A 25,173-nucleotide genomic window follows, 5' to 3' on the forward strand; every position below is an offset into this window, starting at 1 on the left:
ACTTGGCACATACAGAACAATATCGTTTTCCAAAGGATTTTTGGTGGGGATCATCCGCTTCAGCAACACAAATGGAGGGTGCCGCCGACAGAGACGGAAAAGGCCAGAATATATGGGATTATTGGTTTGAAAAAGAACCGCATCGTTTTTTTGATCATGTCGGACCCGCAGACACATCCCAATTTTACGACAACTATAAAGAAGATATCAGGCTGATGAAGGAACTTGGCCACAACTCGTTCCGGATGTCGATTTCCTGGTCACGTTTAATACCAAACGGAACGGGCGAGATCAACGATAAAGCCGCAGATTTCTATAACAATGTCATTGATGAGCTGATCGCTAACGGAATTGAACCTTTTGTCAATTTGTTTCATTTCGATATGCCGATGGCGCTTCAAAAAATCGGCGGCTGGGTCAACAGAGAGACGGTTGACGCGTATGAAAACTATGCAAGAACTTGCTTCCGTTTGTTTGGCGGCCGGGTGAAAAAATGGTTCACGCATAATGAACCAATCGTTCCCGTAGAAGGCGGATACCTATATGATTTTCATTATCCAAACAAGGTCGATTTTAAAGAGGCCGTCCAGGTTGGATTTCATACGATGCTATCAAGTGCCCGCGCCATTCAGGCTTACAGGGAGATGAAGCAGGACGGAAAAATCGGCATCATCTTAAATTTGACCCCTTCATACCCGAGAAGCAGCCATCCGGCGGATGTAAAAGCCGGGGAAATCGCAGACGCGTTTTTTAACAGATCCTTTTTAGACCCATCTGTCAAAGGCGAATTTCCAAAAGAGCTGGTTGACATTTTGAAGCATGAAGGCTTTATGCCTGATTACAACGCTGAAGATCTTGACATTATCAAAAAGAACACGGTTGACCTGTTGGGAGTGAATTATTACCAGCCGAGACGTGTGAAAGCGAAAGAACATCTTCCGAATCCCGACGCTCCTTTTTTGCCGGACAGATATTTTGATCCCTACGTCATGCCGGGCCGCAAAATGAATCCGCATCGCGGCTGGGAGATCTATGAAAAAGGCGTTTATGATATTTTAATTAATTTAAAAGAAAACTACGGCAACATCGAGTGTTTTATCTCTGAAAACGGTATGGGGGTTGAAGGTGAAGAGCGCTTCAGGGATGAACAAGGCATCATTCAAGATGATTACCGGATTGAATTTATAAAAGAGCACCTCAAATGGATTCACCGCGCCATACAGGAAGGATCAAACGTAAAAGGCTATCACTTATGGACGTTCATGGACAACTGGTCTTGGACAAATGCCTATAAAAACCGATACGGATTTGTATCAGTCAATCTTGAGAAAGACGGAGAAAGAACCGTCAAAAAGAGCGGAAAATGGTTCAAAAAGGTTGCTGAGCATAGCGGTTTCTAGATTTTCCTAAAGGTCAAGATCTTCCGGCAATCATCATAACGAATAGAGATGACGAAAATCCGCAACATTGATGAAATAGGGAAAAGAACTTATGATATCCGTAAAAGCTTATGTGATATCAGACTCTAACAGCTGCCGGAGGATGCCAATGAATAAATACGAAATTATTGCAAATGAAATGAGAAATAGAATTAAAAATAACGTATATCCGATCGATCAGCCCATTCCTGATGAAGTATCTCTTGCAAAAGAATTTAACTCAAGCCGCATGACGATGAAGAGAGCCTTGGATAATTTAGTTGCCGAGGGTCTGCTGTTCAGAAAACGAGGCCATGGCACGTTTATTATTCAATCTGCAATACAGGATGACCATGTACATGTAGTCAGCAATGAGATTCTTGGATTGACCAACTTGCTGAAAGATAAAAAAATCCAAAGCAAGGTCATTCAGTTTGAAGTGCAATTTCCCACTGAGGAAGTGGCCGCCCATTTGTCTATTGATCAGAAAACACCGGTTTATTATGTCGTTCGGCTGCGAATTGTAGAAGGTGAACCCTATGTATTAGAAAAAACATATATGCCGACTCATTTAATACCGGGCATTAATGACGATGTCCTTCATGATTCGATCTACAATCATATTACAAATGTGCTGCAGCTCAAAATCGCCGGAACGCATCGGAAAATCAGAGCCTGCAAATCTGATCATATTGACCAGCAGCATCTGGGCTGTAAACAGGATGATCCAATTCTGGAAGTGGAACATGTGGGCTTCTTAGATACCGGGATTCCATTTGAATATTCCTTTTCACGTCATCGGCATGACAAGTTTGTTGTGACTTCTGTAAACATACGGCGCTGATTGCGGAGACAACAAGGAGGCCATCTGCATGCTTGGCGGTATTGAAGCAGGCGGCACAAAGTTTGTTTGTGCTGTCGGTAGAGAAGATGGAACGATCATTGACAGGATAGAATTCTCCACAAAGATGCCGGATGAAACGATAGAGAAAGTGATTCAATATTTTCGCCAATTTTCATTACAGGCAATCGGCATCGGCTCCTTTGGTCCCGTTGATAACGATAAAACCAGTCAAACATACGGTACCATTACGGCCACGCCGAAAGCGGGCTGGAGACACTATCCCTTTTTGCAAACCGTTAAGAACGAAATGAAGATCCCAGTCGGATTTAGTACAGATGTCAACGCTGCGGCGCTGGGTGAATTCCTTTTCGGTGAAGCGAAGGGTCTTGACAGCTGCCTGTATATAACGATTGGCACTGGCATCGGAGCGGGGGCTATTGTAGAGGGGAGGCTCCTTCAGGGGCTGTCACACCCAGAGATGGGCCATATTTATATCCGGAGGCACCCGGATGACGTATACCAAGGGAAGTGCCCTTATCATGGAGATTGCTTTGAAGGCTTAGCTTCAGGCCCCGCTATCGAAGCCCGCTGGGGAAAAAAAGCCGCGGATTTATCAGATATAGCCCAAGTCTGGGAACTGGAAGGGTACTATATTGCCCAAGCGCTGGCTCAGTATATTTTGATCCTTGCACCTAAAAAAATCATTCTTGGCGGCGGCGTCATGCAACAGAAACAAGTGTTTTCTTATATCTATCAATATGTACCAAAAATCATGAACAGCTACTTGGATTTTTCTGAATTATCAGATGATATAAGTGATTATATTGTACCTCCACGTTTAGGCAGTAACGCCGGAATCATCGGCACGCTAGTTTTAGCGCATCAGGCCTTACAAGCAGAGGCAGCATCCGGGGAGGTGCGTTCATGACGCATCCTTTATTTTTAGAGCCTGTCTTTAAAGAAAGACTATGGGGAGGGACGAAGCTTCGTGACGCTTTTGGCTACGCAATACCCTCACAAAAAACAGGTGAGTGCTGGGCCGTTTCTGCACATGCCCATGGCCCGTCGGCTGTAAAAAATGGCCCGCTGGCAGGAAAAACACTAGATCAAGTATGGCAAGATCATCCAGAGATATTCGGGTTTCCGGATGGTAAGGTGTTTCCGCTGCTGGTAAAGCTGCTGGACGCCAATATGGATCTCTCCGTGCAAGTCCATCCTGATGATGATTATGCAAAACTGCACGAAAATGGCGACCTTGGTAAAACGGAGTGTTGGTATATCATTGATTGCAAAGATGACGCCGAACTAATTTTGGGACATCATGCAAGCACAAAGGAAGAGTTCAAACAACGAATAGAAAGCGGTGATTGGAACGGGCTGCTGAGGCGAATCAAAATCAAGCCCGGAGATTTCTTTTATGTGCCAAGCGGTACACTCCATGCTTTATGTGAGGGAACCCTTGTCCTTGAAATCCAGCAAAATTCTGATACAACGTATCGCGTATACGATTATGACCGCTGTAATGACCAGGGCCAAAAAAGAACTCTTCATATAGAAAAAGCCATGGAAGTCATAACGATACCGCATATCGATAAAGTGCATACACCGGAAGTAAAAGAAGTTGGTAACGCTGAGATCATTGTTTATGTGCAATCAGATTATTTCTCAGTGTACAAATGGAAGATTAGCGGCCGAGCTGCTTTTCCTTCATATCAAACCTATTTGCTGGGGAGTGTTCTGAGCGGATCAGGACGAATCATAAATAATGGTATTCAGTATGAATGCAATGCAGGCTCACACTTTGTCTTGCCTGCGCATTTTGGCGAGTTTTCAATAGAAGGAACATGTGAATTCATGATATCTCATCCTTAATGAATGGGGGAGTTGCATTTGTTTAAGAAACATACGATCTCTTTGCTCATTATATTTTTACTTGCGTCTGCTGTTTTAGCAAAACCAATTGAAGCGCATACTGTGTCGCCTGTGAATCCTAATGCCCAGCAGACAACAAAAACAGTGATGAACTGGCTTGCGCACCTGCCGAACCGAACGGAAAACAGAGTCCTTTCCGGAGCGTTCGGAGGTTACAGTCATGACACATTTTCTATGGCTGAGACTGATAGAATCCGAAGCGCCACCGGGCAATCGCCTGCTATTTACGGCTGCGATTATGCCAGAGGATGGCTTGAAACAGCAAATATTGAAGATTCAATAGATGTAAGCTGCAACAGCGATTTAATGTCGTATTGGAAAAATGGTGGAATCCCTCAAATCAGCTTGCACCTGGCAAATCCTGCTTTTCAGTCAGGGCATTTTAAAACACCGATTACAAACGATCAGTATAAAAAAATACTAGATTCTTCAACAGCAGAAGGGAAGCGGCTGAATGCCATGCTCAGCAAAATTGCTGACGGACTTCAAGAGCTGGAGAACCAAGGTGTGCCTGTTTTGTTCAGGCCGCTGCATGAAATGAACGGTGAATGGTTTTGGTGGGGACTTACATCATATAACCAAAAGGATAATGAAAGAATCTCTCTATATAAACAGCTCTACAAGAAAATCTATCATTATATGACCGACACAAGAGGACTTGATCATTTGATTTGGGTTTACTCTCCCGACGCCAACCGAGATTTTAAAACTGATTTCTACCCGGGCGCGTCTTACGTGGATATTGTCGGATTAGATGCGTATTTTCAAGATGCCTACTCGATCAATGGATATGATCAGCTAACAGCGCTTAATAAACCATTTGCTTTTACAGAAGTCGGCCCGCAAACAGCAAACGGCAGCTTTGATTACAGCCTATTTATCAATGCTATAAAACAAAAATATCCTAAAACCATTTACTTTCTGGCATGGAATGATGAATGGAGCCCAGCTGTAAACAAGGGTGCTTCAGCTTTATATCATGACAGCTGGACACTCAATAAGGGAGAAATATGGAATGGTGATTCTTTAACGCCAATCGTTGAGTGAATCCGTAATGTCACAATTAAGAAGGTGCTCAAGAAGTTTCTTGAGCACCTTCCCACTGGATTAAGCATTCATATCGCCTAACCCAGGACTGTGTTCATTTGGTATTTCAGGAAGCACTGGTACGGGAAACCCTGCCGGAGGATCTATTACTTGTAACTCTCCGCCATTTCGGCTTGGAGATTTCCCTTGATAGATTTCACTGATTCTCGTTTCATCCAACCTAAAGTTAAACTGTGCATTATGATAGCCTAATTCGACATACTTTCTGCACTCAGGATATTTATTAATGTCATAATTCGGCACAGGGAGCAGCTTCGCCCATTCAACGCCCAATGTCTCGAGCGCTTTCGCGAATGCATTCTGGTGAGCATTGTCGCGTACAATCAGAAAAGCAAGTGTTTCGCGGAACGTCTGATTAGAGCTCATTTCATAAATTCTTGTTTTTTGCAGCACACCTGTCGACTCAAGAAGCAGGTTATCCAGCAGGTCAGTAATTAAGTTTCCGTGGTTATACACCCACGACCCGTTCCACGGATTGCCCCCTGCATCAACAGGAAGGGAACTTTGCGCTCCAATAATATAATGATGAGGATTAGCATGTTTAACCGCTTCATCAAGTGGCGCTTGATCTGTACCTTGACTGCCGACACCTTCACCGCCTGATTCATCTAATAAAGCATTGATTGTGTTTTGAACCAGTTCAACGTGGGCAATCTCCTCTAAAAAAATGCCGCGAAGCAGATCGCGATACTGTTTCTGCTTTCCTCTGAAATTAGAGCTTTGGAAAAAAAACTGCATCATTGTACGCATTTCTCCATAATGACCGCCTAATATCTCCTGCAGGACCTTAGCAGCTGCCGGGTCTGGCTTGTCCGGTTTAATGATATTAATCAGTTCCTCTTTGTAGTAATACATAACACGCCTCATTTCTTCTTAAGAGATTTTCTTATATTATTTGTAAGATGAGATAAAATATATACACGATAAGCATGGGAAGGCGTGAAAGAAGAAAATAAAAAAATACAGGAAAAGTGTTGACCAAATAAAACAGGCATGGTATATTATTAAACGTCGCTGATGAACAGCATGAAACAAAACGAAAAACAAAAAAGTTTTTTCTAAGGTGTTTACAAGATTATAAAAATGTGTATAATAAGAAAAGTCGAATTGAAAAAGATTCGAAAAACATTTTTAAAAAAATTTCTTGACTTCAACATTAAATGATAGTATGATAGTTAAGTCGCTTGATAAGCGCCCGTAGCTCAATTGGATAGAGCGTTTGACTACGGATCAAAAGGTTAGGGGTTCGACTCCTCTCGGGCGCGCCATATAAGATACCACGCGGGTGTAGTTTAGTGGTAAAACCTCAGCCTTCCAAGCTGATGTCGTGAGTTCGATTCTCATCACCCGCTCCATTATTGAATGATCTTTGAAAACTAAACAAGACAAAACGTACCTGTTAATTCAGTTTTTAAAAATCGCACAGCAATGTGCGTAGTCAGTCAAACTAGGGCCTGCACGACGTAGGTCACACAGGTGTCGCCGCAGGATGCGGTGAACTTAACCTGTGATCCATTTATCGGAGAGTTTGATCCTGGCTCAGGACGAACGCTGGCGGCGTGCCTAATACATGCAAGTCGAGCGGACAGATGGGAGCTTGCTCCCTGATGTTAGCGGCGGACGGGTGAGTAACACGTGGGTAACCTGCCTGTAAGACTGGGATAACTCCGGGAAACCGGGGCTAATACCGGATGGTTGTTTGAACCGCATGGTTCAAACATAAAAGGTGGCTTCGGCTACCACTTACAGATGGACCCGCGGCGCATTAGCTAGTTGGTGAGGTAATGGCTCACCAAGGCAACGATGCGTAGCCGACCTGAGAGGGTGATCGGCCACACTGGGACTGAGACACGGCCCAGACTCCTACGGGAGGCAGCAGTAGGGAATCTTCCGCAATGGACGAAAGTCTGACGGAGCAACGCCGCGTGAGTGATGAAGGTTTTCGGATCGTAAAGCTCTGTTGTTAGGGAAGAACAAGTACCGTTCGAATAGGGCGGTACCTTGACGGTACCTAACCAGAAAGCCACGGCTAACTACGTGCCAGCAGCCGCGGTAATACGTAGGTGGCAAGCGTTGTCCGGAATTATTGGGCGTAAAGGGCTCGCAGGCGGTTTCTTAAGTCTGATGTGAAAGCCCCCGGCTCAACCGGGGAGGGTCATTGGAAACTGGGGAACTTGAGTGCAGAAGAGGAGAGTGGAATTCCACGTGTAGCGGTGAAATGCGTAGAGATGTGGAGGAACACCAGTGGCGAAGGCGACTCTCTGGTCTGTAACTGACGCTGAGGAGCGAAAGCGTGGGGAGCGAACAGGATTAGATACCCTGGTAGTCCACGCCGTAAACGATGAGTGCTAAGTGTTAGGGGGTTTCCGCCCCTTAGTGCTGCAGCTAACGCATTAAGCACTCCGCCTGGGGAGTACGGTCGCAAGACTGAAACTCAAAGGAATTGACGGGGGCCCGCACAAGCGGTGGAGCATGTGGTTTAATTCGAAGCAACGCGAAGAACCTTACCAGGTCTTGACATCCTCTGACAATCCTAGAGATAGGACGTCCCCTTCGGGGGCAGAGTGACAGGTGGTGCATGGTTGTCGTCAGCTCGTGTCGTGAGATGTTGGGTTAAGTCCCGCAACGAGCGCAACCCTTGATCTTAGTTGCCAGCATTCAGTTGGGCACTCTAAGGTGACTGCCGGTGACAAACCGGAGGAAGGTGGGGATGACGTCAAATCATCATGCCCCTTATGACCTGGGCTACACACGTGCTACAATGGACAGAACAAAGGGCAGCGAAACCGCGAGGTTAAGCCAATCCCACAAATCTGTTCTCAGTTCGGATCGCAGTCTGCAACTCGACTGCGTGAAGCTGGAATCGCTAGTAATCGCGGATCAGCATGCCGCGGTGAATACGTTCCCGGGCCTTGTACACACCGCCCGTCACACCACGAGAGTTTGTAACACCCGAAGTCGGTGAGGTAACCTTTTAGGAGCCAGCCGCCGAAGGTGGGACAGATGATTGGGGTGAAGTCGTAACAAGGTAGCCGTATCGGAAGGTGCGGCTGGATCACCTCCTTTCTAAGGATATTATACGGAATATAAGACCTTGGGTCTTATAAACAGAACGTTCCCTGTCTTGTTTAGTTTTGAAGGATCATTCCTTCGAAACGTGTTCTTTGAAAACTAGATAACAGTAGACATCACATTCAATTAGTAATACAAGATATCACATAGTGATTCTTTTTAACGGTTAAGTTAGAAAGGGCGCACGGTGGATGCCTTGGCACTAGGAGCCGATGAAGGACGGGACGAACACCGATATGCTTCGGGGAGCTGTAAGCAAGCTTTGATCCGGAGATTTCCGAATGGGGAAACCCACCACTCGTAATGGAGTGGTATCCATATCTGAATTCATAGGATATGAGAAGGCAGACCCGGGGAACTGAAACATCTAAGTACCCGGAGGAAGAGAAAGCAAATGCGATTCCCTGAGTAGCGGCGAGCGAAACGGGATTAGCCCAAACCAAGAGGCTTGCCTCTTGGGGTTGTAGGACACTCTGTACGGAGTTACAAAGGAACGAGGTAGATGAAGAGGTCTGGAAAGGCCCGCCATAGGAGGTAACAGCCCTGTAGTCAAAACTTCGTTCTCTCCTGAGTGGATCCTGAGTACGGCGGAACACGTGAAATTCCGTCGGAATCCGGGAGGACCATCTCCCAAGGCTAAATACTCCCTAGTGACCGATAGTGAACCAGTACCGTGAGGGAAAGGTGAAAAGCACCCCGGAAGGGGAGTGAAAGAGATCCTGAAACCGTGTGCCTACAAGTAGTCAGAGCCCGTTAACGGGTGATGGCGTGCCTTTTGTAGAATGAACCGGCGAGTTACGATCCCGTGCAAGGTTAAGCAGAAGATGCGGAGCCGCAGCGAAAGCGAGTCTGAATAGGGCGCATGAGTACGTGGTCGTAGACCCGAAACCAGGTGATCTACCCATGTCCAGGGTGAAGTTCAGGTAACACTGAATGGAGGCCCGAACCCACGCACGTTGAAAAGTGCGGGGATGAGGTGTGGGTAGGGGTGAAATGCCAATCGAACCTGGAGATAGCTGGTTCTCTCCGAAATAGCTTTAGGGCTAGCCTCAAGGTAAGAGTCTTGGAGGTAGAGCACTGATTGGACTAGGGGCCCCTACCGGGTTACCGAATTCAGTCAAACTCCGAATGCCAATGACTTATCCTTGGGAGTCAGACTGCGAGTGATAAGATCCGTAGTCGAAAGGGAAACAGCCCAGACCGCCAGCTAAGGTCCCAAAGTATACGTTAAGTGGAAAAGGATGTGGAGTTGCTTAGACAACCAGGATGTTGGCTTAGAAGCAGCCACCATTTAAAGAGTGCGTAATAGCTCACTGGTCGAGTGACTCTGCGCCGAAAATGTACCGGGGCTAAACGTATCACCGAAGCTGCGGACTGTTCTTCGAACAGTGGTAGGAGAGCGTTCTAAGGGCTGTGAAGCCAGACCGGAAGGACTGGTGGAGCGCTTAGAAGTGAGAATGCCGGTATGAGTAGCGAAAGAGGGGTGAGAATCCCCTCCACCGAATGCCTAAGGTTTCCTGAGGAAGGCTCGTCCGCTCAGGGTTAGTCGGGACCTAAGCCGAGGCCGAAAGGCGTAGGCGATGGACAACAGGTTGATATTCCTGTACCACCTCCTCACCATTTGAGCAATGGGGGGACGCAGGAGGATAGGGTAAGCGCGGTATTGGATATCCGCGTCCAAGCAGTTAGGCTGGGAAATAGGCAAATCCGTTTCCCATAAGGCTGAGCTGTGATGGCGAGCGAAATATAGTAGCGAAGTTCCTGATTCCACACTGCCAAGAAAAGCCTCTAGCGAGGTGAGAGGTGCCCGTACCGCAAACCGACACAGGTAGGCGAGGAGAGAATCCTAAGGTGATCGAGAGAACTCTCGTTAAGGAACTCGGCAAAATGACCCCGTAACTTCGGGAGAAGGGGTGCTCTGTTAGGGTGCAAGCCCGAGAGAGCCGCAGTGAATAGGCCCAGGCGACTGTTTAGCAAAAACACAGGTCTCTGCGAAGCCGTAAGGCGAAGTATAGGGGCTGACGCCTGCCCGGTGCTGGAAGGTTAAGAGGAGCGCTTAGCGTAAGCGAAGGTGCGAATTGAAGCCCCAGTAAACGGCGGCCGTAACTATAACGGTCCTAAGGTAGCGAAATTCCTTGTCGGGTAAGTTCCGACCCGCACGAAAGGCGCAACGATCTGGGCACTGTCTCAACGAGAGACTCGGTGAAATTATAGTACCTGTGAAGATGCAGGTTACCCGCGACAGGACGGAAAGACCCCGTGGAGCTTTACTGCAGCCTGATATTGAATGTTGGTACAGCTTGTACAGGATAGGTAGGAGCCTTGGAAACCGGAGCGCCAGCTTCGGTGGAGGCATCGGTGGGATACTACCCTGGCTGTATTGACCTTCTAACCCGCCGCCCTTATCGGGCGGGGAGACAGTGTCAGGTGGGCAGTTTGACTGGGGCGGTCGCCTCCTAAAAGGTAACGGAGGCGCCCAAAGGTTCCCTCAGAATGGTTGGAAATCATTCGCAGAGTGTAAAGGCACAAGGGAGCTTGACTGCGAGACCTACAAGTCGAGCAGGGACGAAAGTCGGGCTTAGTGATCCGGTGGTTCCGCATGGAAGGGCCATCGCTCAACGGATAAAAGCTACCCCGGGGATAACAGGCTTATCTCCCCCAAGAGTCCACATCGACGGGGAGGTTTGGCACCTCGATGTCGGCTCATCGCATCCTGGGGCTGTAGTCGGTCCCAAGGGTTGGGCTGTTCGCCCATTAAAGCGGTACGCGAGCTGGGTTCAGAACGTCGTGAGACAGTTCGGTCCCTATCCGTCGCGGGCGCAGGAAATTTGAGAGGAGCTGTCCTTAGTACGAGAGGACCGGGATGGACGCACCGCTGGTGTACCAGTTGTTCTGCCAAGGGCATCGCTGGGTAGCTATGTGCGGACGGGATAAGTGCTGAAAGCATCTAAGCATGAAGCCCCCCTCAAGATGAGATTTCCCATTCCGCAAGGAAGTAAGATCCCTGAAAGATGATCAGGTTGATAGGTCTGAGGTGGAAGTGTGGCGACACATGGAGCTGACAGATACTAATCGATCGAGGACTTAACCATATTTTTGAATGATGTCACACCTGTTATCTAGTTTTGAGAGAACACTCTCAATTTGTTTGGTGGCGATAGCGAAGAGGTCACACCCGTTCCCATACCGAACACGGAAGTTAAGCTCTTCAGCGCCGATGGTAGTCGGGGGTTTCCCCCTGTGAGAGTAGGACGCCGCCAAGCATTACTTTTATCATCGCGGGGTGGAGCAGTTCGGTAGCTCGTCGGGCTCATAACCCGAAGGTCGCAGGTTCAAATCCTGCCCCCGCAACCAAATATATGATTAAATAAGGAGTGCCCTAAGGGTACAACTAAAATAATCTTATACAAATATGGTCCGGTAGTTCAGTTGGTTAGAATGCCTGCCTGTCACGCAGGAGGTCGCGGGTTCGAGTCCCGTCCGGACCGCCATTAATGTAAACGAAACGATCATGTTTTCGTTTTTTTTGTGTTTTCTTTTACTATATCTTCTGCTTGGTGTCATAGCCAAGCTTTCTTTATATCGGGAACATCTTGGATATTTCAGCAAAATTCGATAAACTAGGAAGAGCACATATAGGCATAAGCAGGGTTGAAAGGAGATTTTGGTTCATGGATGAATTTGATTTGATACATAGCATTACTCCGCGGACCATTCACCATTCTTCCGTTGATGTAGGAATAGGTGATGATGCAGCGCTCTACACTGCGAAACACGGCGTTCAGGAAATTGTTTGTGTTGATACTATGGTAGAAGACGTGCACTTCAAATTACACTATTCCTCACCTGAAGATATCGGGTACAAGGCGTTAGCCGTTAATATAAGTGATATTGCCGCGATGGGAGGCATTCCTAAGTTTTATCTGGTATCACTTGCGGTACCTTCAAAATGGACTGAATCTGAAATCAAGGCGATGTATGAAGGAATGAATGAACTGGCGAAACTATATCATATGGATCTGATTGGCGGCGATACAGTTTCTACCGCTGACAAATTAGTCGTTACAGTCACTGTGATCGGTGAAATTGAAAAGGGACAGGCCTGTTTGCGCAGCTTGGCAAAACCGAATGATATTGTGTTTGTAACCGGTGAAATCGGTTCTTCTGCAGCAGGACTTTCTTTATTATTAGAGGAGACTCATCCTCAAAATTCTTCTATTGACACGGATTACTTTATCCACAGGCATAAACGGCCTGAGCCAAGAGTAAGCGTCGGTAGATTATGCTCGATTTTTAAACGGGCAGCTTTAAATGATGTTAGTGACGGATTGGCTAGTGAACTGAACGAGATTGCAGAAGCCAGCTGTGTTTCAATTGAAATTGATGAAAGCATGCTTCCAATTCATTCTGATTTACCTAAGCTTCATCCTAACTGGAAAGAATGGGCTTTGTTTGGCGGTGAGGATTTTGAGCTGACAGGGACGGTTTCAAAAGAGGAGTGGGAAGTGTTGAAGCAGCAGTGCGCAGCACGTCAACTTCCCATTACAAAGATTGGCCATGTCAGGGAAAAAACAAAATCTAAAGTGATCCTAAAAACAGATCAAACATCAATGATCTTAGAGAAAAAGGGATATAATCATTTTAAATAAGACGGGTGACTCATGTGAAGCAATTAAAATGGAGAACTGTAAATCCAGAAGAAACAAAAGCAATTGCCAAGCTTGCGGCAGCGTTTGCTAAACCGGGAGACGTCCTGACATTAGAGGGCGATTTAGGTGCAGGAAAAACGACTTTTACGAAAGGTTTTGCAGAAGGGCTGGGAATTACACGTATTGTAAACAGTCCGACTTTTACAATTATAAAAGAATATAACGATGGCGTACTTCCTCTTTATCACATGGATGTGTATAGAATGGAAGATGAAAGTGAAGATTTGGGACTTGATGAATATTTTCACGGACAAGGTGTCTGTCTCGTTGAATGGGCTCATTTAATTGAAGAACAGCTGCCACAGGAGCGACTGCAAATTGTCATCAAAAGAGCTGGTGATGATGAGCGGGAAATTACCTTTACTGCTGTTGGGAATCGGTATGAAATGCTTTGTGAGGAGTTAAGTAGACATGACAATATTAGCAATTGATACATCAAATTATACATTGGGCATTGCGCTGCTTCGAGAAGACACTGTTATAGCAGAATACATTACATATTTGAAAAAGAACCACTCTGTAAGAGCGATGCCTGCTGTTCATTCATTGCTGAATGATTGTGATATGGCACCGCAGGACCTTTCTAAAATTGTCGTTGCAAAAGGCCCAGGTTCATACACAGGAGTAAGAATAGGTGTGACGTTGGCCAAAACACTTGCCTGGTCTTTAGACATTCCAATAAGTGCTGTATCAAGTCTTGAGACGCTTGCGGCAAATGGCCGGCATTTTGACGGTCTGATCAGCCCAATCTTTGATGCTAGACGGGGACAGGTGTACACAGGTCTGTATCAATATAAAAATGGACTTTTAGAGCAAGTTGTTCCAGATCAAAATGTGATGCTGGCAGATTGGCTGGAGATGCTAAAAGAAAAGGGTCGTCCTGTTTTGTTTTTAGGTCACGACACTTCTATTCACAAGCAGATGATAAAGGATGTTCTTAGAACAAAAGGATTCATTGGAACTGCCGCCCAGCATAACCCGCGTCCTTCAGAATTGGCTTTTCTCGGGAAGGAAAAGGAAGCAGCTGATGTTCATGGGCTTGTCCCGGATTACTTGCGGCTGGCAGAAGCTGAAGCGAAATGGATTGAAAGTCAAAAGTAGGGTGATAGGATGAAAACAAAAGCAGCGGTCAGAAATATGCGGCTTGAAGATATAGATCACGTATACGAAATCGAAGCATCCTCCTTTACGTCTCCTTGGACGAAGGATTCGTTTTATCATGAGCTGCTGGAAAATCCATATGCTCATTATCTCGTGATTGAAAAGGACGGCCATGTTGCTGGGTATTGCGGGATTTGGATTGTGATGGATGATGCCCAGATTACAAATATAGCGATAAAACCAGAGTATCGCGGCCAGTCTTTAGGAGAAACGCTTTTTCGCTCAGCTGTTGAACTGTGCAAAGAAAAAGACGCAAGGCGGCTTTCGCTTGAAGTGAGGGTTTCGAATCATCCTGCTCAAGGCTTATATAAGAAATTCGGGATGCAGCCCGGCGGAATAAGAAAGAACTATTATACTGATAACGGGGAAGATGCGTTAATTATGTGGGTGACGATAAATGAGTGAGCAAAAAGACATGTACGTATTAGGAATTGAAACAAGCTGTGATGAGACTGCTGCAGCTATTGTGAAAAACGGGAAAGAGATCATTTCAAACGTAGTAGCCTCTCAAATTGAAAGCCATAAGCGCTTCGGAGGAGTTGTTCCGGAAATTGCTTCAAGACATCATGTTGAACAAATCACTTTGGTTATAGAAGAGGCGTTTCGCAAAGCTGGCATGACGTATAGTGATATTGATGCGATTGCAGTAACAGAAGGTCCGGGACTGGTGGGAGCGCTTCTTATCGGAGTGAATGCCGCTAAAGCATTGAGCTTTGCACATAACATTCCGTTAGTAGGCGTTCATCATATAGCCGGTCATATATACGCGAACCGTCTTGTAGAAGACATCGTGTTCCCGGCACTGGCATTGGTCGTTTCAGGAGGCCATACAGAACTGGTTTATATGAAGGAACATGGATCATTTGAAGTCATTGGGGAAACCCTTGATGATGCGGCAGGAGAAGCCTACGACAAAGTGGCGCGGACGATGGGATTGCCATATCCGGGTGGACCGCAAATTGACAAGCTAGCTGAAAAAGGGAATGACAATATTCCGCTTCCTCGCGCATGGCTTGAAGAAGGCTCTTACAACTTCAGCTTTAGCGGGTTGAAGTCTGCAGTGATCAATACGCTTCATAATGCATCCCAAAAAGGGCAAGAGATTGCTCCGGAAGATTTGTCTGCCAGCTTCCAAAATAGTGTGATCGATGTCTTGGTAACCAAAACGGCGCGCGCGGCAAAGGAATATGATGTCAAACAGGTCCTTTTAGCCGGAGGAGTAGCTGCAAACAGAGGCCTCAGAGCTGCATTAGAAAAGGAATTTGCCCAGCATGAAGGGATTACGCTTGTCATTCCTCCATTAGCGTTATGCACGGATAATGCTGCGATGATTGCTGCTGCTGGTACAATTGCTTTTGAAAAAGGAATTCGCGGTGCATATGATATGAATGGCCAGCCCGGCCTTGAATTGACTTCTTATCAAAGTCTCACGAGATAATAGCGTGAGACTTTTTATATGTTTGTTATTAACAGATAATTCACAATTTATCCACATGTCTGTGAGTAATTATAGAGATATAGATGGATAAAGGGCTGAAGTCGCTGTTAATAAAGTGGATAAATTCAGAATATTTTGTGGATATTGTGTATAAAGCGCTTACTTTGTTTTGCTTATTAGGGTATGTTCTGTGGATAAAAAGCACCTCTAAAAAGAGGTGCTTGACTTTTTTAATCTTCTTCTGTGGATAGTTCTTCCCATTCGGACAAAAGAGATTCCAGCTCCTGATTGAGCTTCTCATTGTCTGCATGGATAGCTTGTACTTTTTCATGATCCTGATAGACTTCAGGGTCACATAGCAATTCATCATTGCGGCTGATGTTTTCTTCAATGGTTTGAACAGTGGTTTCAATTTCTTCAATCCGACGGAGTCGTTGGCGCTCTTTCTTTTTCCATTCTTTTTCTTCCTCGTAGGAACGTTTGGAGTCAGACTTCACAGTAGCTGGCGTTTTTTCAGTTTCTTCTTGCTGATTTATTTTCTCCAATTCAAACTGCTCTGTTTTTTTCTCAGTATAATAATCGTAATCTCCCAGATACTCCTCTATATGGCTTGAAGAAAGCTCCAATACTCTTGTGGCGATTCTGTTAATAAAATATCTGTCATGTGAGACAAATAACAGTGTACCTGGATAATCAATCAGCGCGTTTTCGAGAACTTCTTTGCTGTCTAAGTCCAGATGGTTTGTCGGTTCATCAAGGATGAGAAAGTTGGCTTTTTGAAGCATCAGCTTAGCTAGAGCCAATCTTGCTTTTTCGCCCCCGCTCAGTGAATGGACGGGTTTCAGCACGTCATCTCCGGAGAATAAGAAATTTCCGAGACACGTTCTGATTTCTTTTTCTGGGAGCCCGGGGTACTCGTCCCACAGCTCATCAAGGACACGTTTAGAGGAAGTCAACTCAGCCTGTTCCTGATCATAATAGCCGACACTGACATTTGAGCCGTATGAGATCGTTCCTTGATCTGGTTTTAGGGTGTCTATCAATGTTTTCAGCAATGTCGATTTACCAATTCCGTTAGGGCCGACAAGCGCTGCGCTTTCTCCTCTTGTGAGCATGAATGACACTTCTGTTAAAAGCGGCGGCTGGTTTTCATAGCTGATTGTGAGATCCTGAACACGAAGGACTTCATTTCCGCTCTGTTTTGTAATATCAAAATGAAAGTTTGCGGATTTTTCATCGCCAAGCGGTTTTGACATGACTTCCATTCGCTCAAGCTGCTTTCTACGGCTTTGCGCCCTTTTGGTGGTAGAGGCTCTCGCCAGATTTCGGTCTACGAAGTCCTGCAGCTTTGCAATCTCGTCCTGCTGCTTTTCATACATTTTCAGATCTTTTTCATACTGCGCGGCTTTTTGGTCGAGATAAGCGCTGTAGTTGCCGTGATACTTTTTGCTTTCTGCTCTTGATACCTCGTATACCTGGTTTACTACTTTGTCCAAAAAGTAGCGGTCATGCGAAACGATGAGGATGGCGCCTGAATAGCCTTGCAAATAATGCTCAAGCCAGGTAAGAGTATCAATATCCAGATGGTTTGTCGGCTCATCGAGAATGAGCAAATCAGGCTGTGTTAACAGAAGCTTACCTAAAGCCAGTCTTGTTTTCTGGCCTCCGCTGAGGCTTTGAACCTGTGTAGAATCGTCAAAATGGCTGAAGCCGAGACCATGCAGCACAGATCTTACATCCACTTCATATTGATAGCCGCCTTTATCTTTGAATTCCTGCTGAAGGCGGTCGTAGGTTTTCATGATGCTTTCTAATTCACCCGGGTCAGCTGCCGCCATTTTTTCTTCCATAGCCCGCATTTCCTTTTCCATTGCTTTTAAGTGGTCAAAAACAGTCAGCAGCTCTTCTTTTATGGTAAGCTTAGAATCCAAGCCAGTATGCTGGGCGAGATATCCCATTGTAATATCTTTCGGTTTAATAATTTCGCCCTTTTCATACGAAAGCTGGCCTGCGATAATTTTAAGGAGCGTGGATTTTCCGGCGCCATTTCTTCCTACAATGGCGATGCGATCACGATTTCTGACTTCCAGCTTTATATTGTTTAAAATAGTATCAGCACCAAACGATTTGGACAGCTGATTAACTTGTAAGATCATCATATTATTTCACCTCTGCTATAATAAGTTAAGTGTAGCTTATGAACCAGAAGTCAGCAAACAATACATTGGCCATATAAGACATAGAGAAGAAAATAGTGTATGATCTGTTTAAGGAGCGTTTTAATATGAATGGATTTTCTCATTTTAATGAACAGGGCAGAGCCCAGATGGTGGATATTAGCGAAAAATCTTCGACTGTCCGTACTGCGGCGGCTGTTTCAAGCGTACACATGAAGAATGAGGTGTACGAGAAAATACAGAGTCACGATATCGGCAAAGGAGATGTACTGGCTGTCGCACAGGTGGCAGGCATTATGGCCGCAAAGCAAACGTCGAATATCATTCCGATGTGCCATCCGCTTTCATTGAGCGGGGTAGATATATCGTTTGACTGGAAAATAAAAGAAGCAGAAGTTATACTTCATATAAAAGCACAGGTCAAAACGAAAGGGAGTACAGGTGTGGAAATGGAAGCGCTCACTTCTGCATCGGTGTGCGCTCTTACCGTTTACGATATGTGCAAGGCCCTTGATAAGGGGATGGTCATCGGCCCTACTTTCTTGCTGGAGAAGACAGGCGGGAAAAACGGTGACTTTAAAAGAGAACTATCCGAGTATAATTTGGAGGACCAAAAATGAATAAGGATCAATCAAAAATTCCGCAGGCGACGGCGAAACGGCTGCCGCTTTACTATCGCTTTTTAAAGAATCTGCATGCGTCAGGAAAACAGCGTGTATCATCCGCTGAACTCAGTGATGCCGTAAAGGTTGATTCTGCCACGATTCGGAGGGATTTTTCCTATTTTGGAGCTCTTGGCAAAAAAGGATACGGATATAATGTGGATTATTTGCTGTCTTTTTTCCGGAAAACGCTTGATCAGGATGAGATGACAGACGTCATCTTGATTGGTGTCGGGAACTTGGGAACGGCATTTCTTCACTATAATTTCACAAAAAATAATAACACAAAAATTTCTATGGCTTTTGATATAAATGAGAGTAAAATAGGAACTGAGGTAGGCGGCGTGCCCGTCTATAACCTTGATGACCTTGAACAACACGTAAAAGATGAATCAGTTGCCATTCTTACAGTGCCAGCAGTTGCCGCTCAATCCATTACAGACAGATTGGTCGCATTAGGAATCAAGGGAATCCTTAATTTTACGCCGGCCCGTTTGAATGTGCCGGAACACATTCGAATTCATCATATAGATTTAGCAGTTGAGCTTCAGTCACTGGTTTATTTTTTGAAGCATTATTCAGTTTTAGAGGAAATCGAATAGAGGGAAAGGAGGAGCCCAAATATGCCGATCGGTCCTGGAAGCCTTGCTGTTATCGCAATCGTTGCTCTGATTATCTTCGGTCCTAAAAAGCTGCCTGAATTGGGGAAAGCAGCGGGAGACACACTTCGTGAATTCAAAAACGCTACAAAAGGATTAACGAGTGATGAAGAGGAAAAAAAGAAAGAAGATCAGTAAGTTAGGATGACACGAATGAAAGTGAATCAAATGTCGCTGCTGGAGCATATTGCTGAGCTTCGAAAACGGTTGCTGATTGTAGCGCTGGCGTTTGTCGTTTTCTTTATTGCTGGATTTTTCTTAGCAAAGCCGATTATTGTGTACCTGCAAGAAACAGATGAAGCGAAGCAGCTTACGCTTAACGCGTTTAACCTGACAGACCCGCTTTATGTGTTTATGCAATTTGCATTTATCATCGGCATAGTCTTGACCTCGCCGGTTATTCTTTATCAGCTTTGGGCTTTTGTGAGCCCGGGCCTCTATGAGAAAGAGCGCAAAGTAACGCTCAGCTACATTCCGATCTCTATTTTGCTGTTTTTAGCGGGCTTATCTTTTTCATATTATATTTTATTTCCTTTTGTTGTTGATTTTATGAAGCGGATCTCTCAGGACTTAAATGTCAATCAGGTGATCGGAATTAATGAATATTTTCATTTTCTTCTGCAGCTGACGATTCCGTTTGGACTGCTGTTCCAAATGCCGGTCATCCTCATGTTTTTGACCAGGCTTGGAATTGTGACACCGATGTTTTTGGCAAAAATCAGAAAGTATGCATATTTTACGCTGCTGGTGATCGCAGCCCTGATTACACCGCCTGAGCTTCTGTCCCATATGATGGTCACAGTCCCGCTTTTGATTTTATATGAAATCAGTATTCTGATATCGAAGGCCGCTTATCGGAAAGCACAGAAAAGCAGTGCAGCCGATCAGGACGTGTCTTCTGGGCAATAATAAAAAATCCATTTCTCATGCGAGAAATGGATTCAGCGTGTTGAAAAACCCCCGCATTCGTTGTCAAGTCTGTGCGTTGGTGCTCACGAATGAAAACATTCGCTCCGCTCCAATGCTCGCCTTTCCTAGACTTCAAGGGTTTTCAATCACCTGAAAATGACAAAATCCTAAAACGAAAGCCGTTTTAGGATTTAATTTTGAATCCATTTCTCATTCAGAAATGGATTTTCTTTATTTTTGGTTCTTTTTGATTTTAAATGAAAAGGCGAACATCTTAAAAGAAATGCTGATGTTGTAAGCGGCGAACACCATCAGCAGGATGGAGTAAAGTGACCACATGCTGCCTGGCGAGCTTGCGGCAAGATAAGTAAAGATGCACCCTACGGCAAAGTAGATCATTCCCCAAACTACCGGGTTTCTCATAAAAATAATCCTCCAATAATCAATTGCATTTGTGTGCTCTGCTGTTCAAGGTAATTCCGAACAGGCTCAAGCTGCATGATGACGACGAATGTATTCATCATTAAATGGGCGAAAATCGGCACCCATATCCGTTTTGTTCTCGCATATAAAAAGGCAAAGGTGAAGCCCATTGCTGTATATAAAAGAAGATGCTTCAAATCAGCGTGAACAATACCGAAAATAACCGAGCTGATCAGTCCTGCGAAAAAGAAATTCGTTTTTTCGTACAGTGCGCCGAAAATGATTTTTCTGAAGATGATTTCTTCTAATATAGGCCCGACGATGGAAGAAACGATAATCATGAGCGGGACTGCCTGAATGACATCCAGAATCGCTTGTGTATTTTCTGATTCTCTTCCGATGCCAAAAACATAATATTCAATAGAGCCTGCTATTCCTTGAGAGAAAAGGGCAATGAAAAAACCGGCTATCGCCCAAAGGATAGAAAGTCCGATTGAGTCCTTCTGTCCGTTTCGCAGCGTTTCTTTCGGAACGGTTCTCAGAATGAGCAGAACAACAACGAGACAGGCGATAAAGCTGATAACGGACCATAATCCTTGTGCATGCAGCATATTTTCATCTGTAGGCTGTCCTCCGGCATAACCGAATTTAAATAACAAGGGAATCGCGATTAATGCGGAAAACTGCATGATGATATATGTCAAAATAATAAACCAATACTGTTTTCTCAAATGGTATGTACTCCTTTGTTAAGTGGGTTTCGTTCATCTACAGCTATTGTAACATAATCGGAACTGGGGTGAAAAAGCTAACGGATACGGGAGCTGAAAAGAATCATGTAAGCGTGAAAAATTTTTTATCTTATCACTTGAAATTGGAAGGGAGATTCTTTATTATAAGAATTGTGTTAGCACTCTTTAGTGCTGAGTGCTAAAATTACATATTCATACTATTGAGGAGGTTATTACATTGTTAAAGCCATTAGGTGATCGCGTTGTCATTGAACTCGTAGAATCTGAAGAAAAAACTGCCAGCGGAATTGTGTTGCCGGATTCTGCAAAAGAAAAACCGCAAGAAGGCAAAATCGTGGCAGCTGGTTCAGGTCGCGTGTTAGAAAGCGGAGAGCGCGTTGCTTTAGAAGTAAAAGAGGGCGACCGCATTATCTTCTCAAAATACGCAGGTACTGAAGTGAAATACGAAGGTACTGAATACTTAATCTTACGTGAAAGCGACATTTTAGCTGTTATTGGCTAATTCTTAAATAAACAATACTTAAAACATTTGAGGAGGTCTTGTAAACATGGCAAAAGAAATTAAGTTTAGTGAAGAAGCTCGCCGCGCAATGCTTCGCGGTGTCGATGCACTTGCTGATGCTGTTAAAGTAACTTTAGGACCAAAAGGACGCAACGTGGTTCTAGAGAAAAAATTCGGTTCTCCGTTAATCACAAATGACGGTGTAACAATTGCTAAAGAGATCGAGCTAGAAGACGCGTTTGAAAACATGGGTGCTAAGCTTGTTGCTGAAGTAGCCAGCAAAACAAACGACGTTGCCGGTGACGGTACAACAACTGCGACAGTTCTTGCGCAAGCAATGATCCGTGAAGGCCTTAAAAACGTAACAGCAGGCGCTAACCCTGTAGGCGTGCGTAAAGGTATGGAACAAGCTGTAGCGGTTGCGATCGAAAACTTAAAAGAAATTTCTAAGCCAATCGAAGGCAAAGAGTCTATCGCTCAGGTTGCTGCGATCTCTGCTGCTGATGAGGAAGTCGGAAGCCTTATCGCTGAAGCAATGGAGCGCGTAGGAAACGACGGCGTTATCACAATCGAAGAGTCTAAAGGCTTCACAACTGAGCTTGAAGTTGTTGAAGGTATGCAATTCGACCGCGGATATGCGTCTCCTTACATGGTAACTGACTCTGATAAGATGGAAGCGGTTCTTGACAATCCTTACATCTTAATCACAGACAAAAAAATCACAAACATTCAAGAAATCCTTCCTGTGCTTGAGCAGGTTGTTCAGCAAGGCAAACCATTGCTTCTGATCGCAGAAGACGTTGAAGGCGAAGCACTTGCAACACTTGTTGTGAACAAACTTCGCGGCACATTCAACGCAGTTGCTGTTAAAGCTCCTGGCTTCGGTGACCGCCGTAAAGCAATGCTTGAAGACATCGCTGTCCTTACTGGCGGAGAAGTCATCACAGAAGATCTTGGCCTTGACCTGAAATCTACTCAAATTGCTCAATTGGGACGCGCTTCTAAAGTTGTCGTTACTAAAGAAAACACAACAATTGTTGAAGGCGCTGGCGAAACAGACAAAATTTCTGCCCGCGTGACTCAAATCCGCGCTCAAGTGGAAGAAACAACTTCTGAATTCGACAGAGAAAAATTACAAGAGCGTCTTGCTAAACTTGCTGGCGGCGTAGCTGTCATCAAAGTCGGCGCTGCGACTGAAACTGAACTGAAAGAGCGTAAACTTCGCATCGAAGACGCCCTGAACTCAACTCGCGCAGCTGTTGAAGAAGGCATCGTATCCGGTGGTGGTACAGCGCTTGTAAACGTATATAACAAAGTCGCTGCAGTTGAAGCTGAAGGCGATGCTCAAACAGGTATCAACATCGTGCTTCGCGCGCTTGAAGAGCCAATCCGTCAAATCGCACACAATGCTGGTCTTGAAGGATCTGTCATCGTTGAACGCCTCAAAAACGAAGAAATCGGCGTAGGCTTCAACGCTGCAACTGGTGAATGGGTAAACATGATCGAAAAAGGTATCGTTGACCCAACGAAAGTTACACGCTCAGCTCTTCAAAACGCTGCGTCTGTAGCTGCAATGTTCTTAACAACTGAAGCCGTTGTCGCTGACAAGCCAGAAGAAAACGCTGGCGGCGGAATGCCTGACATGGGCGGCATGGGCGGTATGGGCGGCATGATGTAATACCGACAAAAATCCCTTAATTTACAAGGGTTTGTCGGCAACGGACGTCATTTTTGATGCCCTTTTGATGCCATTTGTAAATTTCGAGGCTTCTCATGAGTTCATTGAACTTGTGAGAAGCTTCTTTTTTTCTGTCTTTCGTAGTTTGACTTTTTCAGCACTGTTCTATATCGATTTTTAATAGTTTTGATAAATGGTAGATAATCCCGATATGAATTATTCAATTGACCAAAATACAAAATTCCACCGGCTCAGATTCCTGTTTACGTCTTCTTTGACAAACGGCTTACTGTAACTTCAGTAAACTGCATTTCTGTTATGATTATAAAAAGGATTTAAAAATTATTCGTCCAAACCTCTGTTACTTCTCTCCCTATTGCAGACAGGAGATGGTATCCTCTCATAAGACAAAAAAGCCCCAGTTATCTAAATAAATAGTGTCACCAACACTCTTAGACGTTTCCCCAAGGAAAACATTGTCAAAAGAAATCCTATTAAAATGTCTATTTGTGCTGCTTTTTAGCTAATAAGACGATGTATGTAAATTCACTGGCGATGTAGTTAGGTTCTTCCACCAACATCTTGATAATATTCATCCCTACTCTATGGAGACCGACATTCCAATTATTAAATCTAATATTAGTTTTTTATGATTACCAAGGAGGACTTAATAGTGCATTTCTCAAAAATAATAGATCGCTTGGCTTTATATGATTTACACAGAAAAAGAAGCAAAGATAAACATTTTTCTGCTGCTATTGCAGCCGATATCGAGGATAGAGAGGAATTTTACAGTGCAAATATAGCTGATGTTTCAATTGATTTGGATGAATCTAAAAAAAATTATAAGGTTGGAACATTTAGCTATGAATCCTTAATTCACTCTGGGAATCTTGTTAATGATACTTTAAAAGGGGAGGTTTTTTTAAATAAAAATGATATAGATCAACCCAATGTCATCTTTGTACACGGCTGGCGCATGGATTCGTTCGATAGAATTAAAAAAATATTTCATAACCGTATAATGAACGATTTAGGCTGGAATATGTATTATTATTCTCTTCCATACCATTTTGAAAGAGAACCGGAAAATTCACTGTATAGTGGCGAGTTGATGATTAGTGCGAATATTGATCGTACAATTGAGTCGACAAGACAGGCCATTGTAGATTTACGGGCATTAATTCACTGGATAAAAGCAAATAAAAAAGGCCCCGTTATCATAGTGGGGGTAAGCTTAGGGGGATGGGTCACTAATCTAATTGCTACCCTAGAATCTCAAATTGATGTAATGGTATCAATCTTTTATGCCAATCGCCTTTCTTATTCAATATGGAAGACGATCCCAGGTAAATTCATAAGAGAAGAATTAGAACAAAATGGTGTGACCTATGAAGATTTAACAAAATATTGGAATATCACAGATCCTAGTCAAGCCTTGCCGAAAGTTAATAAAGATAACATTCTGCTGATTTCTGCTAAACATGATCAATATATTGACTTAAAAGATGCAGATTATTTATGGGAAAGCTGGGGGAAACCCACAAGATATGTCTACAATTGTGGTCATTCCGGTATTGTTCTTTGTCGCAAAAAGCTGGCAAATGATACGCTTTCCTTTATAAGAGAAAGGATAAATACGGGAAAACCTGGTTCAGTTCATTTGTAGACATTAATAAGAAACGAAAGGCCAACTGCGACTTCAGTTGGCCTTTTCTATTTATAATAAA

At 44.5% G+C, this 25,173-nt stretch carries 21 protein-coding genes, 4 tRNA genes and 3 rRNA genes; 24 read left to right on the forward strand and 4 right to left on the reverse strand.

The window, feature by feature from the left end:
- Nucleotides 1–2 precede the first annotated feature (2 nt).
- From gmuD to gmuG, 5 genes are all read left to right on the forward strand, one after another.
- The gene (gene gmuD, locus MKY50_RS03280; RefSeq protein WP_341116145.1) at nt 3–1,400 is read left to right on the forward strand and encodes a 6-phospho-beta-glucosidase GmuD; all 1,398 of its coding nucleotides are present in this window, start codon (nt 3–5) and stop codon (nt 1,398–1,400) included.
- A gap of 148 nt (nt 1,401–1,548) precedes the next feature.
- On the forward strand, nt 1,549–2,262 hold the full coding sequence (gene gmuR / locus MKY50_RS03285) for a transcriptional regulator GmuR (RefSeq protein WP_015715336.1): 714 nt from the start codon (nt 1,549–1,551) through the stop codon (nt 2,260–2,262).
- Nucleotides 2,263–2,290: 28 nt separating this feature from the next.
- Nucleotides 2,291–3,190 carry a fructokinase GmuE gene (gene gmuE / locus MKY50_RS03290; RefSeq protein WP_029317333.1) on the forward strand — a complete coding sequence of 300 codons (900 nt, stop codon included), beginning with the start codon at nt 2,291–2,293 and terminating at the stop codon, nt 3,188–3,190.
- The gene (gene manA, locus MKY50_RS03295) at nt 3,187–4,134 is read left to right on the forward strand and encodes a mannose-6-phosphate isomerase, class I (RefSeq protein WP_167407898.1); all 948 of its coding nucleotides are present in this window, start codon (nt 3,187–3,189) and stop codon (nt 4,132–4,134) included. Before gmuE ends, manA begins: the two co-directional genes overlap by 4 nt.
- An 18-nt stretch (nt 4,135–4,152) precedes the next feature.
- On the forward strand, nt 4,153–5,241 hold the full coding sequence (gene gmuG / locus MKY50_RS03300; protein WP_341116148.1) for a mannan endo-1,4-beta-mannosidase: 1,089 nt from the start codon (nt 4,153–4,155) through the stop codon (nt 5,239–5,241).
- Between the two features lie 60 nt (nt 5,242–5,301).
- Here the strand turns inward: gmuG and MKY50_RS03305 are convergent, their stop codons facing one another.
- The gene (locus MKY50_RS03305; RefSeq protein WP_024573398.1) at nt 5,302–6,156 is read right to left on the reverse strand and encodes a manganese catalase family protein; all 855 of its coding nucleotides are present in this window, start codon (nt 6,154–6,156) and stop codon (nt 5,302–5,304) included.
- A 336-nt stretch (nt 6,157–6,492) separates the two neighbouring features.
- On the opposite strand from MKY50_RS03305, the gene MKY50_RS03310 reads away from it, so the two are divergent.
- From MKY50_RS03310 to tsaD, 12 genes are all read left to right on the forward strand, one after another.
- Nucleotides 6,493–6,569: transfer RNA gene (locus MKY50_RS03310), tRNA-Arg, on the forward strand.
- A 13-nt stretch (nt 6,570–6,582) separates the two neighbouring features.
- Nucleotides 6,583–6,656 (forward strand) — tRNA-Gly (locus MKY50_RS03315).
- Between the two features lie 161 nt (nt 6,657–6,817).
- A 16S ribosomal RNA gene (locus MKY50_RS03320) occupies nt 6,818–8,367 on the forward strand.
- 170 nt (nt 8,368–8,537) lie between these two features.
- Nucleotides 8,538–11,465 (forward strand): 23S ribosomal RNA (locus MKY50_RS03325).
- 55 nt (nt 11,466–11,520) lie between these two features.
- Nucleotides 11,521–11,636, forward strand: a 5S ribosomal RNA gene (rrf, locus tag MKY50_RS03330).
- The 16S, 23S and 5S rRNA genes sit together here with 4 tRNA genes alongside, the layout of an rRNA operon.
- Nucleotides 11,637–11,650: 14 nt before the next feature.
- Nucleotides 11,651–11,727, forward strand: a tRNA-Met gene (locus MKY50_RS03335).
- Between the two features lie 60 nt (nt 11,728–11,787).
- Nucleotides 11,788–11,864, forward strand: a tRNA-Asp gene (locus MKY50_RS03340).
- 180 nt (nt 11,865–12,044) lie between these two features.
- A complete protein-coding gene (gene thiL / locus MKY50_RS03345; protein ID WP_341116150.1) occupies nt 12,045–13,022 on the forward strand; it encodes a thiamine-phosphate kinase in 978 nt (325 codons plus the stop codon).
- Nucleotides 13,023–13,036: 14 nt separating this feature from the next.
- The gene (gene tsaE / locus MKY50_RS03350) at nt 13,037–13,513 is read left to right on the forward strand and encodes a tRNA (adenosine(37)-N6)-threonylcarbamoyltransferase complex ATPase subunit type 1 TsaE (RefSeq protein ID WP_014479022.1); all 477 of its coding nucleotides are present in this window, start codon (nt 13,037–13,039) and stop codon (nt 13,511–13,513) included.
- A complete protein-coding gene (gene tsaB, locus MKY50_RS03355) occupies nt 13,494–14,183 on the forward strand; it encodes a tRNA (adenosine(37)-N6)-threonylcarbamoyltransferase complex dimerization subunit type 1 TsaB (protein ID WP_014479023.1) in 690 nt (229 codons plus the stop codon). The genes tsaE and tsaB overlap by 20 nt, the downstream gene beginning before the upstream one ends.
- 9 nt (nt 14,184–14,192) lie before the next feature.
- On the forward strand, nt 14,193–14,648 hold the full coding sequence (gene rimI, locus MKY50_RS03360) for a ribosomal protein S18-alanine N-acetyltransferase (protein ID WP_014476001.1): 456 nt from the start codon (nt 14,193–14,195) through the stop codon (nt 14,646–14,648).
- On the forward strand, nt 14,641–15,681 hold the full coding sequence (tsaD, locus tag MKY50_RS03365; RefSeq protein WP_003234076.1) for a tRNA (adenosine(37)-N6)-threonylcarbamoyltransferase complex transferase subunit TsaD: 1,041 nt from the start codon (nt 14,641–14,643) through the stop codon (nt 15,679–15,681). The genes rimI and tsaD overlap by 8 nt, the downstream gene beginning before the upstream one ends.
- A 230-nt stretch (nt 15,682–15,911) precedes the next feature.
- Here tsaD and MKY50_RS03370 read toward each other — a convergent pair whose 3' ends face one another.
- Nucleotides 15,912–17,840, reverse strand: coding sequence for an ABC-F family ATP-binding cassette domain-containing protein (locus tag MKY50_RS03370; RefSeq protein WP_341116151.1), 1,929 nt, complete (start codon nt 17,838–17,840; stop codon nt 15,912–15,914).
- A gap of 125 nt (nt 17,841–17,965) precedes the next feature.
- On the opposite strand from MKY50_RS03370, the gene moaC reads away from it, so the two are divergent.
- Genes moaC through tatC form a run of 4 tightly spaced genes read left to right on the forward strand, consistent with a single transcriptional unit; the run spans nt 17,966 to nt 20,088 of the window.
- Nucleotides 17,966–18,478 carry a cyclic pyranopterin monophosphate synthase MoaC gene (gene moaC, locus MKY50_RS03375; RefSeq protein ID WP_003243499.1) on the forward strand — a complete coding sequence of 171 codons (513 nt, stop codon included), beginning with the start codon at nt 17,966–17,968 and terminating at the stop codon, nt 18,476–18,478.
- Nucleotides 18,475–19,122, forward strand: coding sequence for a redox-sensing transcriptional repressor Rex (locus MKY50_RS03380; protein WP_003234073.1), 648 nt, complete (start codon nt 18,475–18,477; stop codon nt 19,120–19,122). Before moaC ends, MKY50_RS03380 begins: the two co-directional genes overlap by 4 nt.
- A gap of 21 nt (nt 19,123–19,143) precedes the next feature.
- Nucleotides 19,144–19,317, forward strand: coding sequence for a sec-independent protein translocase protein TatAY (tatAY, locus tag MKY50_RS03385; RefSeq protein ID WP_003234072.1), 174 nt, complete (start codon nt 19,144–19,146; stop codon nt 19,315–19,317).
- Between the two features lie 6 nt (nt 19,318–19,323).
- A complete protein-coding gene (gene tatC / locus MKY50_RS03390) occupies nt 19,324–20,088 on the forward strand; it encodes a twin-arginine translocase subunit TatC (RefSeq protein ID WP_015252680.1) in 765 nt (254 codons plus the stop codon).
- A gap of 231 nt (nt 20,089–20,319) precedes the next feature.
- Here tatC and MKY50_RS03395 read toward each other — a convergent pair whose 3' ends face one another.
- A complete protein-coding gene (locus MKY50_RS03395; RefSeq protein ID WP_341116152.1) occupies nt 20,320–20,511 on the reverse strand; it encodes a DUF4305 domain-containing protein in 192 nt (63 codons plus the stop codon).
- Nucleotides 20,508–21,242, reverse strand: a complete 735-nt coding sequence (locus tag MKY50_RS03400; RefSeq protein WP_003234069.1) for a CPBP family intramembrane glutamic endopeptidase — start codon at nt 21,240–21,242, stop codon at nt 20,508–20,510. The genes MKY50_RS03395 and MKY50_RS03400 overlap by 4 nt, the downstream gene beginning before the upstream one ends.
- Nucleotides 21,243–21,480: 238 nt before the next feature.
- Here MKY50_RS03400 and groES point away from each other — a divergent pair, with 238 nt between their 5' ends.
- The 3 genes from groES to MKY50_RS21705 all read left to right on the forward strand — a co-directional run bounded on the left by groES (nt 21,481) and on the right by MKY50_RS21705 (nt 25,112).
- Nucleotides 21,481–21,765 (forward strand): co-chaperone GroES, encoded by a 285-nt coding sequence (gene groES / locus MKY50_RS03405; RefSeq protein WP_003155970.1) that lies wholly within the window; start codon nt 21,481–21,483, stop codon nt 21,763–21,765.
- Nucleotides 21,766–21,811: 46 nt separating this feature from the next.
- On the forward strand, nt 21,812–23,443 hold the full coding sequence (groL, locus tag MKY50_RS03410; RefSeq protein WP_003234067.1) for a chaperonin GroEL: 1,632 nt from the start codon (nt 21,812–21,814) through the stop codon (nt 23,441–23,443).
- Between the two features lie 673 nt (nt 23,444–24,116).
- Nucleotides 24,117–25,112 carry an alpha/beta hydrolase gene (locus MKY50_RS21705; RefSeq protein WP_445662037.1) on the forward strand — a complete coding sequence of 332 codons (996 nt, stop codon included), beginning with the start codon at nt 24,117–24,119 and terminating at the stop codon, nt 25,110–25,112.
- Nucleotides 25,113–25,173: the final 61 nt, after the last annotated feature.

Origin of the sequence: Bacillus sp. FSL R7-0685, assembly GCF_038002425.1 — a bacterium.
GTDB lineage: Bacteria > Bacillota > Bacilli > Bacillales > Bacillaceae > Bacillus > Bacillus subtilis.

What these genes read in the sequence shown, in the direction of transcription:
- gmuR (WP_015715336.1), top strand. Translation starts at nt 1,549, where the DNA reads ATGAATAAATACGAAATTATTGCAAATGAAATGAGAAATAGAATTAAA.
- groL (WP_003234067.1), top strand. Translation starts at nt 21,812, where the DNA reads ATGGCAAAAGAAATTAAGTTTAGTGAAGAAGCTCGCCGCGCAATGCTT.
- moaC (WP_003243499.1), top strand. Translation starts at nt 17,966, where the DNA reads ATGAATGGATTTTCTCATTTTAATGAACAGGGCAGAGCCCAGATGGTG.
- gmuE (WP_029317333.1), top strand. Translation starts at nt 2,291, where the DNA reads ATGCTTGGCGGTATTGAAGCAGGCGGCACAAAGTTTGTTTGTGCTGTC.
- MKY50_RS03380 (WP_003234073.1), top strand. Translation starts at nt 18,475, where the DNA reads ATGAATAAGGATCAATCAAAAATTCCGCAGGCGACGGCGAAACGGCTG.
- thiL (WP_341116150.1), top strand. Translation starts at nt 12,045, where the DNA reads ATGGATGAATTTGATTTGATACATAGCATTACTCCGCGGACCATTCAC.
- manA (WP_167407898.1), top strand. Translation starts at nt 3,187, where the DNA reads ATGACGCATCCTTTATTTTTAGAGCCTGTCTTTAAAGAAAGACTATGG.
- tatC (WP_015252680.1), top strand. Translation starts at nt 19,324, where the DNA reads ATGACACGAATGAAAGTGAATCAAATGTCGCTGCTGGAGCATATTGCT.
- MKY50_RS03395 (WP_341116152.1), bottom strand. Translation starts at nt 20,511, where the DNA reads ATGAGAAACCCGGTAGTTTGGGGAATGATCTACTTTGCCGTAGGGTGC.
- MKY50_RS03370 (WP_341116151.1), bottom strand. Translation starts at nt 17,840, where the DNA reads ATGATGATCTTACAAGTTAATCAGCTGTCCAAATCGTTTGGTGCTGAT.
- MKY50_RS03305 (WP_024573398.1), bottom strand. Translation starts at nt 6,156, where the DNA reads ATGTATTACTACAAAGAGGAACTGATTAATATCATTAAACCGGACAAG.
- tsaD (WP_003234076.1), top strand. Translation starts at nt 14,641, where the DNA reads ATGAGTGAGCAAAAAGACATGTACGTATTAGGAATTGAAACAAGCTGT.
- rimI (WP_014476001.1), top strand. Translation starts at nt 14,193, where the DNA reads ATGAAAACAAAAGCAGCGGTCAGAAATATGCGGCTTGAAGATATAGAT.
- tsaB (WP_014479023.1), top strand. Translation starts at nt 13,494, where the DNA reads ATGACAATATTAGCAATTGATACATCAAATTATACATTGGGCATTGCG.
- tatAY (WP_003234072.1), top strand. Translation starts at nt 19,144, where the DNA reads ATGCCGATCGGTCCTGGAAGCCTTGCTGTTATCGCAATCGTTGCTCTG.